Below are 15,930 nucleotides of genomic sequence, written 5' to 3'. Positions count from 1 at the left end.
AGGCGTATGCGCGAGGCTAACGTAGTTAGCCGAAGTATTACTTTATAATCCCCACTTCGGAGAGTTTCACGAAGCCCTTGATCTTTTCGCCGAGGCGGATTTCTGCGAAGTTGCCTTGTTCGGAAATGACTTCGAACGTGGTGCCTTCGGAAAGCGTATTGAGCGTCTGCGACTTGTCGCTCGGGGCGCTTGTCACGTCGGCGTCGGTTGCGGTGACAACTCCACAGATGTCTTTTTCGAGCACGAAAATCTTGTAGGCGGCACTGGAACCGATGACGCAGAAAATTGCAGTGAGCACGAATATGGCGCCCGTGCAGATGTTCTTGGCGCGTTCACCGATGACGATGCGGCCGGCAATGCCGATGAGCGCAATGAACCAGAAAATAGCAAGCAGCGTGATGAGCTGGGCCTTCAGGGAAAGCGCGTGGTGTAACTTGAAGAGGCCGGAGAGGATGGGGTTCTCTTCTTCGTCTTCGTCCACCTTGTCGCGGGTCATGGCCTGCGCAAACTTGAGGTTGTGCTGGATGTCATCGTCACCCGGGCGCAGCCTGAGGGCCGAACGGTAATAGAAGATGGCGAAACCAATCTTGCCGCTCCTGAAGTAGGCGTTCCCCAGGTTGTAAAGCAGGTCGGCATCGGGTGTGCCGTTGTCGGCACAGGTGCGCCATTCGTCGATGGCGCGCTCGAAGTCGCCCCCGTTATAGGCCTTCGTGCCGGCGTCAATGCCCGCGCAGTCGGGGGCGGCTACGGCCGATGCCGCAGCGATGCAAAGTGCCAGAAAAATGTACTTCATGAAATTCATACGTCGATCTCCTCGCAAAGTTTTTCTACGTCGGCAAGCATCTGCTTCTGCTCGCTTTCGTTCGGGTTCACCGGGGCAAACCGCGCAAAGGCGCACTTTTCGAGCCAGCTGTCGATGGCCTCGATGGTTTCTGCCTTCACGCCGAGTTCTTCGAGTTTCGATTTCATCTGTGGGCGGGTCATGCCCTTGAATTCCAGGTTGGTGCGGTCGCTCAGGTAGCCGATGAGGCCGTTTTCGAGTGCGGCGTACAGAGCCTTCGCGTCACCCTTCGCCAGGGCGTCACGGGCGCTTGCGAAGCGGGCCTTGAGCATCTTGTTCGCCTTGCCCTTGCGTACCAGGGCCGTGTCGCTATTGTGCTTGCGGCGCTTGCGGATAATCCATGTCACGACGAAATAGAAGGGAAGGGCGGCCGCCATCAGAACCCAGTAAAGGATGCTCTTGTACGGTGCGGTATTGCCTGTGCCCTTGACCTGGTGGATAAAGCGGATGTCCGAACCTAGCGATTCGATTTCCTGTTTTTGCACGGCGGCGGGGCCGCTTGCGGCGACGGGGTTCTGGAATACTGCCTCGGGGGCATTTTCACCCTTCTCCACATGGATGTTCCAGGGGCCTGCCTTTGCTGTCTCGTACTTCTTCTTTGCGGGGTTGAACCAGCTGTAGGTAATCTCGGGTACGGTAAAGTCGCCCTTCTTTTTGGGGTAGAGGAAAACTTTTATGCTCTTGCTGGTAATGACCTTGCTGCCCGCGACCTTTTTGCTGATGCTGTTTTCGGGCGGGACGGAGCGGAAGTCGCTGAAGTCGGGGAACTTCGGGTCGGTAATGGTACCGGGCGTTCCGTCGCCCTTGATGTCCACGGAGAGCGTGAGCGCTTCGCCCACCTTCACGTCGGTGCGGTCAAAGTCGGCACTGAAGCTGTAGTTACCCACCATCCCGCTGAAGTCCGCAGGCTTGCCTTCGGTGGGGAGCGGCTTTACGGTAATGTTTATTGCCGGCGTCTGGGTTTCGGCTTCGACGGATTCCTGCCGGATGCTCTGCGAATGGAAGGACATGCCGCCCATCTGCTTGTTTTCTTCGACAATCTTCGGTTCGCCGCGCTTGGTGTACTTGAACTTGAACGGCGGAATTTGCAGGTTGCCGCTCTTGGTGGGGCTGAGCCATGCGAACTTTGCACTCGCCTGTAATTCGCGGCGGTTATTCTCAACGGGTTCGAACTTGATGCCGGCTATATCGCTCCTGTGGACGATGAAGTCGTTGCCCGTGTTCATGTCGGTCGCCTGCAGGTTGCCCTGGAAGTGCTCGTAGGCGTAGAATCCTAGTGTCACGTAGAACTGTTCGCCTTCGTAAATGGTGCGCTTGCTTGGGGTGAGGCTTACTGTGAGCGCATCGTCGCTATAGGCTCGCTGGATGTTGACGGGGATTTCGCCCGAGATGGGTTGTTTTTGCCCTTCAAATTCGATCATGACCTTGCCGATGTTCAGGCGCCCTGTCTTTTTGGGGGCCCTTAGCTTGAAGGTATAGATGCGGGCCTTGTAGGCGCCGCGGCTACCGCCTCCCCAGAAGGAATTGAACATTTCTTCCATACTGGGGCGCATCACTTGGTCGGTACTGTCCATGCCAAGGAACGTGAAACCGTTCTGCGTGTCGATGGAAAAACCGCTCCTGTTTTCGGGCAAATCGCTTAACGGGTATACAAGCTGCAGTCCAAAGGTCTTGCCCGCTTCTACGCGTTCCCTGTCGAGTTGCAGGGAAGGCCGCGCGGAGGCTATGGCAGCCAGGACGAGGCAGAATACGATAATTTGTTTCATGCCCCAAAAATACCAATTTTTCAGGGAGAAAACCAACGAGAAGGATCCGAATTGGGCGTTCGGGGGAAGAGGGCGAGGGATGTAGGGATGCGAGAAAAAATAGAGTGGGTAAATTATTTAAATATATATAATTTTTCCCCTTGACGCGTTAGTAAATTTTTGTTAATTTTGGCGCGCTGTTTGGAAAAGAAGTGAAAAACGGCGATAAAAAGCAAAAATAAAGGATAGAAAGGTTAATATGTACTGCATTCTCGCTGCCCTGCTGGTCAAGAGCTTCAAGAAGTACGCCAAACGCGCCTAATCGACGCTCGGCTCTTTTTTTAGATATCTCTCTCTAGTGATTTCCGGTGCCGTTGAAAAAACGGGCCGGTTTTTTTATGCTTTAATCAAAATTTAAACTGCGCCGGTACGGGGTAAAACCGGCGTCGGTAATGAACTTTTCGGCCGCCTCGATGGTGGTGAGGCCGTGACTTTGCAGTACGTTTTCTTCTATCACGATGCTGTTGATGTCGTCGGCGCCGGCATGGAGCCCGAGTTCCCCGAGAGAGAGGCCCATCCCGAGGAGCGAAACCTCGATATGCGGGATGTTGTCGAGGAATATGCGGCTGAGCGCGAGCAGCTTGAGGTATTCGTCGCCGCGCACGTGCCGGATGGGGAACTTGTCGGTCTGCGGCTGGAACGTCCATACCACGAAACTCTTGAATCCGTGGGCGGCGTCCGGCGCCCTGTCCTGCGTGCTCCGCACGTAGTTCAGGTGCTCGATGATTTCTTCTGCGGTCTCGACGCTCCCGAAGACGATGTTCGCGCTCCCGGGTAAACCCTTCCTGTGGCAGGCGGCGAGAGTATCGCACCACTGTTGTGCGGGGAGTTTTCTCGGGCTCAGCATCTGGCGCATGCGGTCGCTGAGGATTTCGGCGCCTGCTCCCGGAACGGAACTCAGGCCCGCTTCCTTCAGCACGTCGAGCAGTTCGTCGAGAGGCATGTTGTTGAATTCGGCGATGCGCACGAGTTCCACCGGCGAAAATCCGCGTACCTTCACGCCCATCTCGCGCGTGAGCATCTTGAGCACGTCTGTATAGTAGTTGAGCGGGATTTCGCGGTTCACGCCGCCTTGCAAGAAAATCTGGTCGGCGCCTTTCGCCTTCGCTTCAAGAGTCTTCCGGCGGATTTCGTCCAAACTAAGCACGTACGCTTCCGGGCTATGCGCCGGCCTGCAAAAACTGCAGAAGCTGCAGGTCACCTCGCACACGTTCGTGTAGTTCACGATGCGGAACGCGGTATAGCCCACGCGGTTTCCGGGGTTCATGCGCCTGCGAATCGCGTCTCCCGCTTCCACCACTTCAGTCCACGGGGCGTTTTTTAGGATATCGAGCGCTTCCACCGGAGTGATGCGGGTTCCGTCAACCGCTTTTTGCAGGTTCCTATCCATCGTGTAACCGCCTACCCCGCCTGCCTGCTACTTCTCCGCGTCGTTGCTGTCTAGCACCGGAATGTTCTTTTCTTCCTGGCACAGGTTCTCTTCGCGAATCTTGAAGGTGAAGTCGACCAGGTTGTTCTCGAACATCTTCTGGTAGGGCTTTTTCGCCTGCACGCTCTGGAGGGCGCAGGTGCAGTAGTTGATTCGCTGCACGAGCTTTACGTCATCGGAAGGCGTGCCCTTCGCGAACACGCATTCGTGCATGATGGCGTATTCCATCGGGCGGTCGTAACGGCCCTTGCACTTGTTCTTGAGGTCGGGCTGCGCTGCCACCTTCTCGATGATTCCCTGCGAGGGCACGTCGTTTATGACCTTGCTCACGATAAAGCCCGCAATGAAGAACAGGAGGCACACGGCAGCGTTGATAAGGAATCGCTTGCCGCGGCTTATCTTGTTGTAGCTGCGTTCTACGGCTTCGAATGTCTGTGTGGCATGCAGCCTGACGTCTTCAAAATCGTTACTTGCCATCGTCTTCCTCCATCGTCCAGATTTCGGGGAATGTGCGGTAGTCGCCCGCGTAGTCGAGCCCGTAGCCCACGACAAACTTGTTTTCTATCTCGAAACCCACGAAGTCGGCGGTTATGTCCGCGGTACGGCGGGCGGGCTTGTCGAGCAGCACGCAGGTCTTGATTTCCTTCGCGCCCATGCCGGCAAGGGCCTGCTTGATTCCGAACATCGTGTTGCCGGTATCGAGAATGTCGTCTATCACGAGCACCTTCTTGCCGCGGATATTGATGTTCTCGAGCCCCGTGATTTTGAGGTTCCCGCTCGATTCGGTGCCGCTACCGTAACTGGACGCCCGTATGAAGGCGAGTTGCAGTTTCGGCGACGCGATACGCTTGCAGATGTCGGCGCTGAACATGAATCCGCCCGAAAGTATGGTGATTACGATATCGCACCCGAACGCGGCAACGTCCTTGCCGAGCGTGTCCAGTCGCTCGTTTATCTCCCGTGCGGAAATGAGCGGTTTGCTGGACTTCCTATACATTGTCCACCTCGAAGTTGAGCCAGCCGAACATGGGCTTGAGTGCAGCAAGTTTGCCCTTCGGGTCTTCCTTGAATTGCTTGTAAATCTTGAATACCTTGTTCTCGAGGCTCGTCTTGTCGATGCCGAGTTTGAGCCAGTCGGCAACCGTGATGAGGTCGGTTATGTACTTGACCGTAGATTCGTCGATCTTGGCGTAAACGTCGTCGATGAGGGCGCTCAGCTTGCGGAAGAACATGCGGCCCGTACCGCCGAAACTCGGGTTCGTGTCGAGCTTGTTCGCCTCGTCCATGAGCCCCTGGATTTCCTTCACGAGGTTAGAGTCCGGACCTTCGAGCAGCTTGAGCGCCTCGTGGTGAATGCGGGCGTTGAGTTCGAGCGAGAGAATCTTTCGCATGGTGTCGGGCAGCGTGTGATCGGGGTCGGCAAGGCTGTCGATGGAGATGCCGTGATTCAGCGCGAAACTCGAGAACGATTCCGTGAGGCTCGCAAGGTGTTTCTGCGTGCTGCGCTTGTTGATGGTCTGCAGCGAGTCGCTCATGAGGTCGCGCATACGCACCACGTAGGCGGTCGGGAACAGGTTCCTGAGTTCGATGGTCCCCATATTCGGGTTTTCCACGAACTTGAGGCCGTTCTCCTCGATGCTCCCCATCGCCACCACGATGTTCACGCGCCCGAGGGCGTCGGTAATCACGAGGTTTGTCGTCTCGCGCTTTTCGCCGATAAACTTGTCTTCGTAAGTCACGCGCACGAGGGTCTGGCGCCTGCGGCTAGAAATTTTCTCGGCCTTCATGCGGGAGTTCGAATTGTCGGAATCCTGTTCGAGTTCCAGGTGGAATATCGCGGCGCGTTCGGCCATTTCCTTGAGGATTACGGGGACCGCGTCTTCGGCGTAGCGCGTAAAGACCTCGGCTCCGTTCCACTTGTGTTCGTTACTCGTGGCGCGGGCAAGGATACTCAGCACCTCGCTCTTGATGTTGTGCCCGAACGGCAGGAACGGTTCCAGCAGTTCCATGGCACGCAGGGCGTAGCGCATGTTCTGTACGGGTTCCAGGCCCTCGATGTCGTTGAAGAACCAGCCGCAGCTCGTGAAGCTGAACAGGCAGAACTTCTGGATTTCGAGCAGGCGAATCGCCTTCGCGCACATGGCCTCGTTTTCGGGTTCCTTGACGGTATCCTTGAGGAACTGCTCCACGCGGGACTTGTCTTCGGGTGCGACGAGCGCCTGCACGTAGTTGTTGCGGGCATCCCACGGGCCGATTTTCGAAATCTTCTCAAATTCGCGGACAAAAACGTCGTCGGCAAGTTTTTTCAGGTGGTTGAACGCGTCACGCAGGGGTCCGCGCCATTTCTGGTTCCAGCCGGGCCCGCCGCCGGTCGAGCAACCGCAATCGCGGTACCAGCGGCCCACACCGTGGGCGCAGCTCCATGCACATCCTTCGCCGTAGAAGTTCTTGAGCATAACCTCGTGCTGCGGCGGGAACTTCTCGAGGAACCAGCCGTAGTTCACCGGCACCATCTTGTGTTCGGGAGCGTAGCGGTTGTAGAGCCAGGCGGCGCACATGTCGCCGAAAGGCTCGTGGTGACCGTAGCTTTCGCCGTCGGTACCGATGCTCACGAGTTGCGCGTCTTCGCGGTTCTCGTCCCAGGCGTCGGCAATGCGCCTGCCGAACGTGCCTGCATCGCGCAGGAGGTGTTCAAACCCTACGGCAGAAGAAAGCCACGGGTTGTAGAAGAATACGTCCAGGTATCCGTCGCATACGAGATTGCCGTCCTTGTCCCGCGGGTACACGCGGTAGGGGCGCGTCGTATCGATGTCGGTGTTGCTGCACCCGGTCCATTCCTCGTCGCCGAACTTGCGGAAGCTATCGGCCTGCGTGGGCGAGAGGATGGTAAACTTGATGCCCGCCTTGATGAGTTCCACCACCGTCTCGAAGTTGATGGCGGTCTCGGCGAGCCACATGGCCTCGGGCATACGACCGAAATGGAACTTGAAATCCTCGATACCCCAGCGGATTTGCGTGCGCTTGTCCTGCTCGCTTGCAAGCGGCATGATGATGTGGTTATAGACCTGCGCAATCGCGTTGCCGTGCCCGAGCCGCTCGATGCTCTTCTTGTCGGCTTCCTGGATGCGGCGGTAGGTATCCGGCGTGTTTGTGCGAATCCAGCCCATGAGGGTTGGGCCCATGTTGAAACTCATGTATTCGTAGTTGTTGACGATATCTACGATATGCCCGTGCGGGCTCAAAATGCGGCTTGCGGAATTGGGACTGTAGCACTGGCTCGCTATTCGGTCGTTCCAGTCGTGGTTCGGGCGTGCGCTGGGCTGGTTCTCGATGACACCCGTCCAGGGGTTTTCGCGAGGGGGCTGGTAAAAATGACCGTGAATAGTAAAGTAGAGGGGGTGCTTCTTGTCCATGTGCTCAAAGATAGATTTTTTTGAGGGTGCCTATAAAAATTAATGTATATTCATGCATGTTTAGCGCAGGAATGTTATTTATGGCCTTGAAGAAATTCTTGATGGTTGCAGTTGTGGCGGCGGTGCTGGTGGCTTGCGGCGGCAACCGTAACTCTGAGGCTCATCCTGATGGGGAATCTTCTTTGTCTAAAAACGTCATCCTGAGCTCCGGCGAAGGATCCTGTTGCAACTCTTCTAGCGTCATTGCGGGCGACACGATATACGATACTAGGCAACTTGTCGACTTATTAGTAGAGTTGGATTCGAAGGAACTGCAATCTAGTAACTCCAGGTCCAGCAGCAGTGCTTTTGTGGCCTATGTGGCCCCCACGACTGTAATAAAGGGGACAATGACCGACGAACGTGATGGCAAGATCTACAAGACTGTTAAAATCGGTACGCAGACTTGGATGGCGGAGAACCTGAACTACGAGAGCGCGAACAGTTTCTGCTATAATGATTCCGCAGAATACTGCGCCAAATACGGTCGTACTTATACTTGGGCAGTTGCAATAGATAGCGCAGGAACGTGGTCTGCAAACGGCAAGGGTTGTGGAAGCTGCGTAGAGGGCTTGTGTTATTTTATAGCGTCCTGTACGCCGACATACCCGGTGCGTGGTGTATGCCCCGAGGGCTGGCACTTGCCCGATACAACGGAATGGAAAACGCTATTCACTGCGGTTGGCGGGCGATTAAATGCGGGCGAAATGCTCAAGTCCACTAGCGGCTGGAATGATAATAGGGGAGAAAATGGCAATGGTATAGACGCCTATTCTTTTGCTGCGTTTCCTACCGTCTGCAAGCACTTCAAAAAAGGTTATTTCGGCTATGATGGCGAGGATGCGCACTTCTGGAGTTCCTCCCAGCATAGTGGAAGCAATGCGTACTTCATACGCTTGGACAACGACGGCGATGGTGTGTCTTGTACCCACAACTACAAGGACTACGGCCACTCGGTTCGCTGCCTCAAGGACGAATTCTTTGAGCAAAGTTCATCTTTCGGTGACACGGCTGAGCCTAGTAGCAGCTCTGCGAAATCGTCGTCGAGTGCGGCGTTGAGAAGCGGTATCCCTGAGGGATATGTAGACCCGTCGACTGTGGTTAAGGGGACTATGACTGACGAACGTGACGGTCAGACTTACAAGACGGTCAAAATTGGTACGCAGACTTGGATGGCAGAGAATTTGAACTACGCATACACAGGCGTTCCCTATGAATTTCGGTTGGTCAGATCCGATTCCTCTAGCTGGTGCTATGGCAATGACCCTGCCAAGTGTTCCAAGTATGGTCGCCTTTACACCTGGATTGCTGCGATGGATGGCGTGGGCAGGTGGTCTACAAACGGTAAGGGTTGCGGTTATGTCCATAAAGAAGATGAGATGTGTTCGCCGACTTATCCGGTGCGAGGCGTTTGCCCTGAGGGCTGGCACTTGCCGGATACGACAGAGTGGAAAATATTGTTCTCCGCTGTCGGTGGAATATATACAGCGAGCAAAATGCTCAAGTCTACTAGCGGCTGGGGCTGGAATAAATATTATAAGGTATATGGCAATGATGTAAATGGCTGTGGCTCGGACGCCTATTCCTTTACGGCGTTGTCTGCCGGCGACTTCTACGAAGGATACAACGGTGAGGGCCGCATCGCGTATTTCTGGAGTTCTTCCCAGTACAATGGCGTCGATGCGCACAGCGTGAGCTTGGGCTATTACGACGACAGAGCGCACCTGTTCATCAACTTCAAGGATCTCGGACTCTCTGTCCGTTGCGTCAAAGACTTGCAAGCCGAGTGATGCGGTCGCCAAGCTTGCTTGTGCGACCATTTCCGAGGCGCAGCAGTCTGCACTACGAAGTAGTGCAACGGCTAGCCGGGGCGTTGCGGGGCTTATAGCCAATATTTCATTATTTTTTCACGATAAATCAAGCCAAAATCCCTGCGATAATTGTATTTTTCTGTGCGGTACCGAACGATACCTTTAAAAATGCACAAACTGCAAAAAAGGTTAAATTATGCTTGATTTGAACACTGTCGATTGGAAGACGCTCCCCTTCGGTTATTACGATACCGATTACAATGTCCGCTGCTACTACCGCGATGGCAAGTGGGGCAAGGTTGAACTTTCTTCTTCCAAGGACATCAGCATCCACATGGCCGCTACTTGCTTGCATTACGGTCAGGAAGGTTTCGAAGGCCTCAAGGCTTACACGGGCAAGGACGGCAAGGTCCGTATCTTCCGCGTCGACGAGAATGCCAAGCGCATGCAGAACACCGCGAACCGCGTGCTCATGGCTGTTCCGCCGGTCGAGCTGTTCCGCGAGATGGTCCACACAGTGGTGAAGGCCAACGCCCGTTTTATTCCGCCGTATGGTCATGGTGCAACGCTCTACATCCGCCCGCTCCTCATCGGTACGAGCCCGGAAGTCGGCGTGAAGCCCTCCGACGAATACCTGCTGTTGATGTTCGTGACTCCGGTGGGCCCGTACTTCAAGGATGGTTTTAAGCCTGTCGATATGATGATCAGCCGCAACTTCGACCGCGCCGCTCCGCAGGGTACGGGTACGGTGAAGGTCGGCGGTAACTACGCTGCCAGCTTGCTTTCCCTCGCCGAAGCCAAGAAGCTCGGCTACTCCAGCACGATTTATCTGGACGCGAAGGAAAAGAAGTACATCGACGAATGCGGTCCGGCAAACTTCTTCGGCATCAAGGGCAAGACCTACGTGACCCCGAAGTCCGAATCCATTCTGCCGTCCATTACGAACAAGAGCCTGCAGCAGCTTGCTGAATACCTCGGCTACACCGTGGAACGCCGTCAGGTCCCGTTTGAAGAACTCGCTGAATTCTCTGAAACCGCCGAATGCGGTACCGCCGCCGTGATTACCCCGATCAAGAAGATTGTGGATCCGGTTGCCGGCAAGGAATTCACCTACGGTGACGGCAAGAATCCGGGCCCGGTCTGCACGGAACTCTTCACGAAGTACACTGCTATCCAGTTCGGTGAAGCGGAAGACCCGTTCGGCTGGACTGAAGTGGTCGACGTGTAATTGTCGCGAACATGACGAATGTGAAAAATCCCGCGGAGAAATTCGCGGGATTTTTTTATGGGAGATCCCCGGTCAAGCCGGGGATGACATGAGGGTTTATTGCATGCCGCGGATGATGTCGCGGAGTCGCGCGGCTTCTTCGAAGTCGAGTCGCGCGGCGGCTTCCTTCATCTGGCGCTCGAGGTCGGCAAGTTTTGCCGATAGATCCTCGCCTGCGCGAGGATGACGTGTTGCGGTGGCGCCGACGGCCGCACTCAGTTTGGCGTTCTCCGCGCGCTTGGAGTAATTAGAACCTTTCTTTCGTCTAGAACTGGGCTGCAGCGGTTCCATCGGACGGATTCCGGGTTCGTTCCCTTCGGCAGGCTCAGGGAACTGGTCGTCGTCGATAGAATTGTCGCCGTCAATCCCAAGGGGATCCGCGATTCTCAGGTCGTCTTCCAGCTTGCGGGTCACGGACTTCGGCGTGATGCCGTGTTCCTTGTTGAATTCTTCCTGCACGCTACGACGGCGGGCGGTTTCGGTAATTGCCTTGTCCAGGCTGTCGGTCATGTTGTCTGCAAAAAGCAAGACGGTACCGTTCACGTTACGGCTCGCGCGACCCATCGTCTGGATTAAGCTGCGGTAGTTACGCAGGAATCCTTCCTTGTCGGCATCGAGAATCGCGACCATGCTCACTTCGGGCAGGTCGAGGCCTTCGCGCAGCAGGTTGATGCCCACCAGTACGTCGAATTCTCCGGTGCGCAAGCCCCGGATGAGCTCGTGGCGTTCCAGCGTCTTGATGTCGCTGTGCAGGTAACGCGCGCGGATGCCCGCTTCCACAAAGAAGTCGGTAAGGTCCTGCGCCATCTTCTTGGTGAGCGTCGTGACCAGCACGCGGTCGCCGTTCTTGACGACTTCTTCGATGCGGTAGAGCAGTACGTCCATCTGGCCCTTGATGGGGAACATCTCGATTTTCGGGTCCAGAAGTCCGGTCGGTCTGTTAATTTGTTCGGTAACGACGCCGCCCGTCTTGGTGAGTTCGTAATCGCCGGGGGTGGCACTCACGAAGAGCACCTGCTTCGGGTACATGTACTCGAATTCGGCAAAGTTCATCGGGCGGTTGTCCAGCGCACAAGGAAGGCGGAAGCCGTACTGCACAAGCGTCGTCTTGCGGGATTTGTCGCCCTCAGCCATGCCGCCCACCTGCGGAATGCTCACGTGGGATTCGTCCACCATCAAGAGCCAGTCGTCGCCGAAGTAATCGATAAGCGTAAACGGGCGCGTACCCGGTGCGCGGTTCTCGATAATGCGGGAGTAGTTCTCGATGCCGCTGCACATGCCGGTCTCGCGAATCATTTCCATGTCGTATCGAGTGCGGCTCGAAAGGCGGGCCGATTCCAGCACCTTGCCTTCCTTGTCGAGTTCCGCAAGGCGCTCGGTCAGTTCCACTTGCATGCGCTGCAAAATTCCTGCGCGGCCTTCTTCCTTGGTCACGAAGTGCTTTGCCGGAGCGATGGTCATCTCGTCCATTTCCTGAGTGACTTCGCCGGTAATGATGTTGAAGCGAACGAGCCTGTCCACCTCGTCGCCGAAAAGTTCGATTCGCAGGCCTTCCTCGTCGTAGCTCGGGTGGATTTCAATCACGTCGCCGTGCACGCGGAAGCTGCCGCGTTCCAGGCTGAAATCGTTTCTCGTGTATTGAATTCGCACCAGGTCATGCAGAATCTTGTCGCGGTCGTAAACGTCACCCTTTTTGATGCGCACCATCAAGTCGAAATATTCGCTCGGGCTACCCAAACCGTAGATGCAGCTTACGGAGGCAACGATAATCACATCCCTGCGGGTGAGCAAGTTCGCGGTCGCGCGCAGGCGGAGCTTGTCAATCTCGTCGTTGATGCTCGCGTCCTTCTCGATGAAGGTGTCTGTGTGCGGAATATACGCTTCGGGCTGGAAATAGTCGTAATAGCTTACGAAGTATTCCACCGCATTGTGCGGGAAAAACGCCTTGAATTCCTGGTAGAGCTGCGCCGCGAGCGTCTTGTTGTGCGTCAAAATCAGCGTCGGCTTGCCTACGTTCTTGATGACGTTCGCCATCGTGAAAGTCTTGCCGGAACCTGTGACGCCAAGCAGCGTCTGGAACTGCTCCCCGTGCTTGAAACCTTCGGTGAGTTCCTCTATGGCCTTCGGCTGGTCGCCCGCCGCTCCGTAAGGGCTCACGAGTTCGAAGTTCGCGCGCGTCGGCGACTGGAACTGTTTGAGGTGCCCCGGTAGGCTCTGCTCGGGCGGTAGCGGTTTCGCTATCGGTTTCGCATACGGGTCAGGTGTGATTGTCTTGCGTGCGCGTGCCATATCCCAAAAATAGCAATTTCAAAATTTCCGTTCGGTTGGGGCGAGTTTAGGTTCAATTATAAGTTGTCTGTGAAAGGAGTCCCTTGCACGGCGGGCTCTTCATTGCATTGTTTTTTTGAAGGATGGGCGCCCGACGAGGGGAATGCCGGAGCAAATCGAGCGGCTTTTCCCTGAACAGTAGGGGCGATTTCTTGCTTTTTATCGCCATTTTGGGCCTACATGTCGTTTTTTTAAGGTTTTTGCGATAAATACTTACAAAAAGATTTCTATCTTTGTCGCAAAAATAAACAAAAGAGGAAACAATGGCTAACGAAGAAATGAAAAACAAGCTCAAGTCGTTCTTTATGTCGGATCTCGGCGTCGATGGTGACGTGCTCCAGTTCGACACTCCGCTCTTTGGCGAAGAAATCGGTCTCGATTCCGTCGATTCCCTCGAAATCATCTCCTTCGTGGATTCTACCTTTGGCGTGTCCATGACCGGCGTTGCCAAGGAAAACTTCCAGAGCATCGATACTATCGCTGCCTACATCGAATCTCACAAAGCTTAATTTTAGAATGGTCATCCTGGATGGCCGCGGTTACTGAGCTAGCCGGACAAAGGCCCGACAGGATCCATGGGTAAAATATGACTCCTGACGAACGCCGCTGTGTTGTTACTGGCCTGGGTGTGATTTGCGCCGTCGGTAACAATGTCGAAGAAACCTGGAAGAGCGCTTTGGAATCCGTTTCGGGTATCCACAAGACGACTTCCCTAGATACAAAGAACTGCTATGCGGACTTGGCTGCCGAAGTCAAGTGCGACACGCTCGACCAGATTGACGCCCCCGAAGAGAAGGACCGCGTCTCGAAGCTCTGCATCAAGGCCGCGAACGAGGCCTTAGCCGATGCGGGGCTTTCTAATTTTGGCGACGACCAGCGCGTGAGCGTGGTCATCGGCAGCTGCGTGGGTGGCGTGCTCTCGATTGAACAGTATCACCAGCACGGGCGCGATGCCGCAGAAATTGCGAAAATGCCGATTGCATCCATTGCAAGCCAGGTGGCAGAAACCTGTGGCGCGGGCGGCATCGTGACGAACGTGGCGAATGCGTGTGCGGCGGGTACGATTTCTATCGCGGTGGCATGTGACCTCATCCGCGCGGGCAAGGCCGACGTGGTGATTGCGGGCGGTGCGGATTCCTTCGCTTCCGTGCCGTATTCCGGTTTCCTTTCGCTCCATGCGCTCGACGAGAACGGTTGCTCCCCGTTTAACCGCTGCAATGGCATTACGCTCGGTGAAGGTGCGGGTATCGTCATCGTGGAATCCTACGAACATGCCCAGAAGCGCAGCGCGAAGACTTATTGCGAAGTGCTCGGCTCCGGCGTCACGAGCGACGCGAACCACATTACTGCCCCGCGCGAAGATGGCGTGTGCTTGATGGAGGCCATCAACCGCGCCGTCAAGAACTCCGGCATCGACAAGTCCGATATCGGTTACGTGAACGCTCACGGTACCGGCACGGGCAAGAACGACAATGCTGAAATTACGGCTTTCAAGAATTTCTTTGGCGAAGACAATGCGAACGTGAGCGTGAGTTCCACGAAGGTGATGACGGGCCACTGCCTGGGCGCCGCGGGTGCCATCGAGGCGGTTTTCAGCATCAAGGCGCTTACGACCGATACGGTGCTCCCGACGTTCCCCTATACCGAGGAACAGTCCGCCGCCCTCAAGGAGAAGGTGGGCGCTCTCGACTTTGTGCAGAACAAGGCCCGCCACAAGGAACTCAAGTGCGTGTTGAGCAACAACGTGGCATTCGGCGGCACGAACGCGGCCATCGTGTTCTCGAAGGTGCCGGGCGAAGTTTCCGCCCAGTCCGCCAAGGCGAAGAAAATTGCGGTGACCGGTCTTGGAATCGTGTCTCCGCTCGGCAACAGCAAGGCCGCCTACCTGGATGCCGTAAAGGCGGGCAAGAAGCCCGAGAGCGCTTCGGTGCATTCGACCATCGCGCTCGAGGATTACAAGGAACTTGGCATCAAGATGGCCTTCTACCGCAAGCTCGACAACCTGGGCCAGCTCCAGACGGTTTCGGGCATGCGCGCCCTGCAGGATTCCGCATTCCAGGTGACCGACGATAACGCGAAGGATATCGGCATTATCGTGGGAACCAGCGAGGGCGGTCTCGGTGCCACCTACGATTTCGAGGAACTGATTGCCGAGGCGGGCAACGCGGGCGGTTCCGCGTTCAAGTTCCCACACACGGTTTACAACGCCGCCGGTGGTTACCTCTCGATTTGCTCCGGCATCAAGGGTTACGGCGTCACGATTACGACGGGCCCGCTTTCCGGTCTCGACAGCATCGGCTACTCCATGAACGTCATCCACGACGGCCAGGAAAAGGCGATGATGGCAACCGGTACCGACGAAAACTTGCCGATTATTACCGAGTTCGCCCAGAAGCTCGGTGTTGCCGCAGGTGATGTGGTCGCTCCCTTTGCCGAAAACGAAGGCTTCGTGGTGGGCGACGGCTCCGTGTCGATAATGCTCGAGGAAGAGGATTACGCGAAGGCCCGCGGTGCGAAGGTCTATTGCTACGCGCTCGGGTTCGGCCATGGCCGCAAGAACGTGAAGTTCGGCAAGCTTGCTGGTTCCGACGAGGCGCTCGACAAGGCCATCAATGACGCCCTCGCCGATGCGGGTCTCTCTGCCGCCGATATCGATGCGGTTTGCGGATTCGCGAACGGCTGCAAGCGTATTGACGATATCGAGAAGGGCGCCCTCAAGCGCGTGTTCGGCGACAAGCTCGCTACGATGCCGCTGTTCGAGGTCAAGGAGCGTGTCGGTGAAGGCCGTGCGGGGTCTGCCGCGCTCGCCGCTGCAGAAGCCGCCATGCTTTTGAATGGCGAACTTGCAAGCGATAACGCCTATTTTATTGCGGGCGACGGTTCCGTGACAAGCAAGGCAGCCGATGCAGCCGGTCTCAAGAAAATTCTAATCATCTCTTTTGCGGCGGGTGGCTCTTACAGCGCAGTCGTGTTTGGAAAAAATCCTTAAATAGGGAG

Annotated in this window: 11 protein-coding genes; 4 read left to right on the top strand and 7 right to left on the bottom strand. The window is 55.9% G+C overall.

Annotated features, from left to right (window positions below; all coding sequences use genetic code 11):
• Positions 1–37: 37 nt before the first annotated feature.
• The 6 genes from B2310_RS10000 to B2310_RS09975 form a co-directional block, all read right to left on the bottom strand.
• The gene (locus B2310_RS10000; protein WP_173380824.1) at positions 38–802 is read right to left on the bottom strand and encodes a tetratricopeptide repeat protein; all 765 of its coding nucleotides are present in this window, start codon (positions 800–802) and stop codon (positions 38–40) included.
• Entirely contained in the window at positions 799–2,607 is a 1,809-nt protein-coding gene (locus B2310_RS09995) for a BatD family protein (RefSeq protein ID WP_290731072.1), read from the bottom strand. Before B2310_RS09995 ends, B2310_RS10000 begins: the two co-directional genes overlap by 4 nt.
• 382 nt (positions 2,608–2,989) lie before the next feature.
• Positions 2,990–4,036 carry a CofH family radical SAM protein gene (locus B2310_RS09990; RefSeq protein WP_290731068.1) on the bottom strand — a complete coding sequence of 349 codons (1,047 nt, stop codon included), beginning with the start codon at positions 4,034–4,036 and terminating at the stop codon, positions 2,990–2,992.
• Positions 4,037–4,063: 27 nt separating this feature from the next.
• Complete coding sequence (locus tag B2310_RS09985; protein ID WP_173380827.1) at positions 4,064–4,552, bottom strand: hypothetical protein; 489 nt, start codon at positions 4,550–4,552, stop codon at positions 4,064–4,066.
• Entirely contained in the window at positions 4,542–5,072 is a 531-nt protein-coding gene (gene hpt, locus B2310_RS09980) for a hypoxanthine phosphoribosyltransferase (protein ID WP_173380828.1), read from the bottom strand. The genes B2310_RS09985 and hpt overlap by 11 nt, the downstream gene beginning before the upstream one ends.
• Entirely contained in the window at positions 5,065–7,488 is a 2,424-nt protein-coding gene (locus B2310_RS09975; protein WP_173380829.1) for a DUF3536 domain-containing protein, read from the bottom strand. Before B2310_RS09975 ends, hpt begins: the two co-directional genes overlap by 8 nt.
• Before the next feature lie 80 nt (positions 7,489–7,568).
• Here B2310_RS09975 and B2310_RS09970 point away from each other — a divergent pair, with 80 nt between their 5' ends.
• A complete protein-coding gene (locus B2310_RS09970; RefSeq protein ID WP_290731062.1) occupies positions 7,569–9,317 on the top strand; it encodes a fibrobacter succinogenes major paralogous domain-containing protein in 1,749 nt (582 codons plus the stop codon).
• A 226-nt stretch (positions 9,318–9,543) separates the two neighbouring features.
• Positions 9,544–10,566, top strand: a complete 1,023-nt coding sequence (locus B2310_RS09965) for a branched-chain amino acid aminotransferase (protein WP_088638563.1) — start codon at positions 9,544–9,546, stop codon at positions 10,564–10,566.
• 96 nt (positions 10,567–10,662) lie between these two features.
• On the opposite strand, the gene uvrB is transcribed toward B2310_RS09965, so the two are convergent.
• On the bottom strand, positions 10,663–12,894 hold the full coding sequence (gene uvrB, locus B2310_RS09960) for an excinuclease ABC subunit UvrB (protein WP_290731059.1): 2,232 nt from the start codon (positions 12,892–12,894) through the stop codon (positions 10,663–10,665).
• 302 nt (positions 12,895–13,196) lie between these two features.
• On the opposite strand from uvrB, the gene B2310_RS09955 reads away from it, so the two are divergent.
• Both B2310_RS09955 and B2310_RS09950 read left to right on the top strand, forming a co-directional pair.
• The gene (locus B2310_RS09955; RefSeq protein WP_173365779.1) at positions 13,197–13,442 is read left to right on the top strand and encodes an acyl carrier protein; all 246 of its coding nucleotides are present in this window, start codon (positions 13,197–13,199) and stop codon (positions 13,440–13,442) included.
• A gap of 77 nt (positions 13,443–13,519) precedes the next feature.
• Positions 13,520–15,922, top strand: coding sequence for a beta-ketoacyl-[acyl-carrier-protein] synthase family protein (locus B2310_RS09950; RefSeq protein WP_290731056.1), 2,403 nt, complete (start codon positions 13,520–13,522; stop codon positions 15,920–15,922).
• Positions 15,923–15,930 lie beyond the last annotated feature (8 nt).

The sequence above is a fragment of the Fibrobacter sp. UBA3629 genome, from assembly GCF_002374005.1.
In the GTDB taxonomy this organism is placed as follows: domain Bacteria; phylum Fibrobacterota; class Fibrobacteria; order Fibrobacterales; family Fibrobacteraceae; genus Fibrobacter.
The sequence above is the reverse complement of the archived record's forward strand: the minus strand, read 5'-3'. Positions and strand labels throughout refer to the sequence as shown.

Coding starts and splice junctions, on each gene's coding strand:
- B2310_RS10000 (WP_173380824.1), bottom strand. CDS start 802: ATGAATTTCATGAAGTACATTTTTCTGGCACTTTGCATCGCTGCGGCA.
- B2310_RS09995 (WP_290731072.1), bottom strand. CDS start 2,607: ATGAAACAAATTATCGTATTCTGCCTCGTCCTGGCTGCCATAGCCTCC.
- B2310_RS09990 (WP_290731068.1), bottom strand. CDS start 4,036: ATGGATAGGAACCTGCAAAAAGCGGTTGACGGAACCCGCATCACTCCG.
- B2310_RS09985 (WP_173380827.1), bottom strand. CDS start 4,552: ATGGCAAGTAACGATTTTGAAGACGTCAGGCTGCATGCCACACAGACA.
- hpt (WP_173380828.1), bottom strand. CDS start 5,072: ATGTATAGGAAGTCCAGCAAACCGCTCATTTCCGCACGGGAGATAAAC.
- B2310_RS09975 (WP_173380829.1), bottom strand. CDS start 7,488: ATGGACAAGAAGCACCCCCTCTACTTTACTATTCACGGTCATTTTTAC.
- B2310_RS09970 (WP_290731062.1), top strand. CDS start 7,569: ATGGCCTTGAAGAAATTCTTGATGGTTGCAGTTGTGGCGGCGGTGCTG.
- uvrB (WP_290731059.1), bottom strand. CDS start 12,894: ATGGCACGCGCACGCAAGACAATCACACCTGACCCGTATGCGAAACCG.
- B2310_RS09955 (WP_173365779.1), top strand. CDS start 13,197: ATGGCTAACGAAGAAATGAAAAACAAGCTCAAGTCGTTCTTTATGTCG.
- B2310_RS09950 (WP_290731056.1), top strand. CDS start 13,520: ATGACTCCTGACGAACGCCGCTGTGTTGTTACTGGCCTGGGTGTGATT.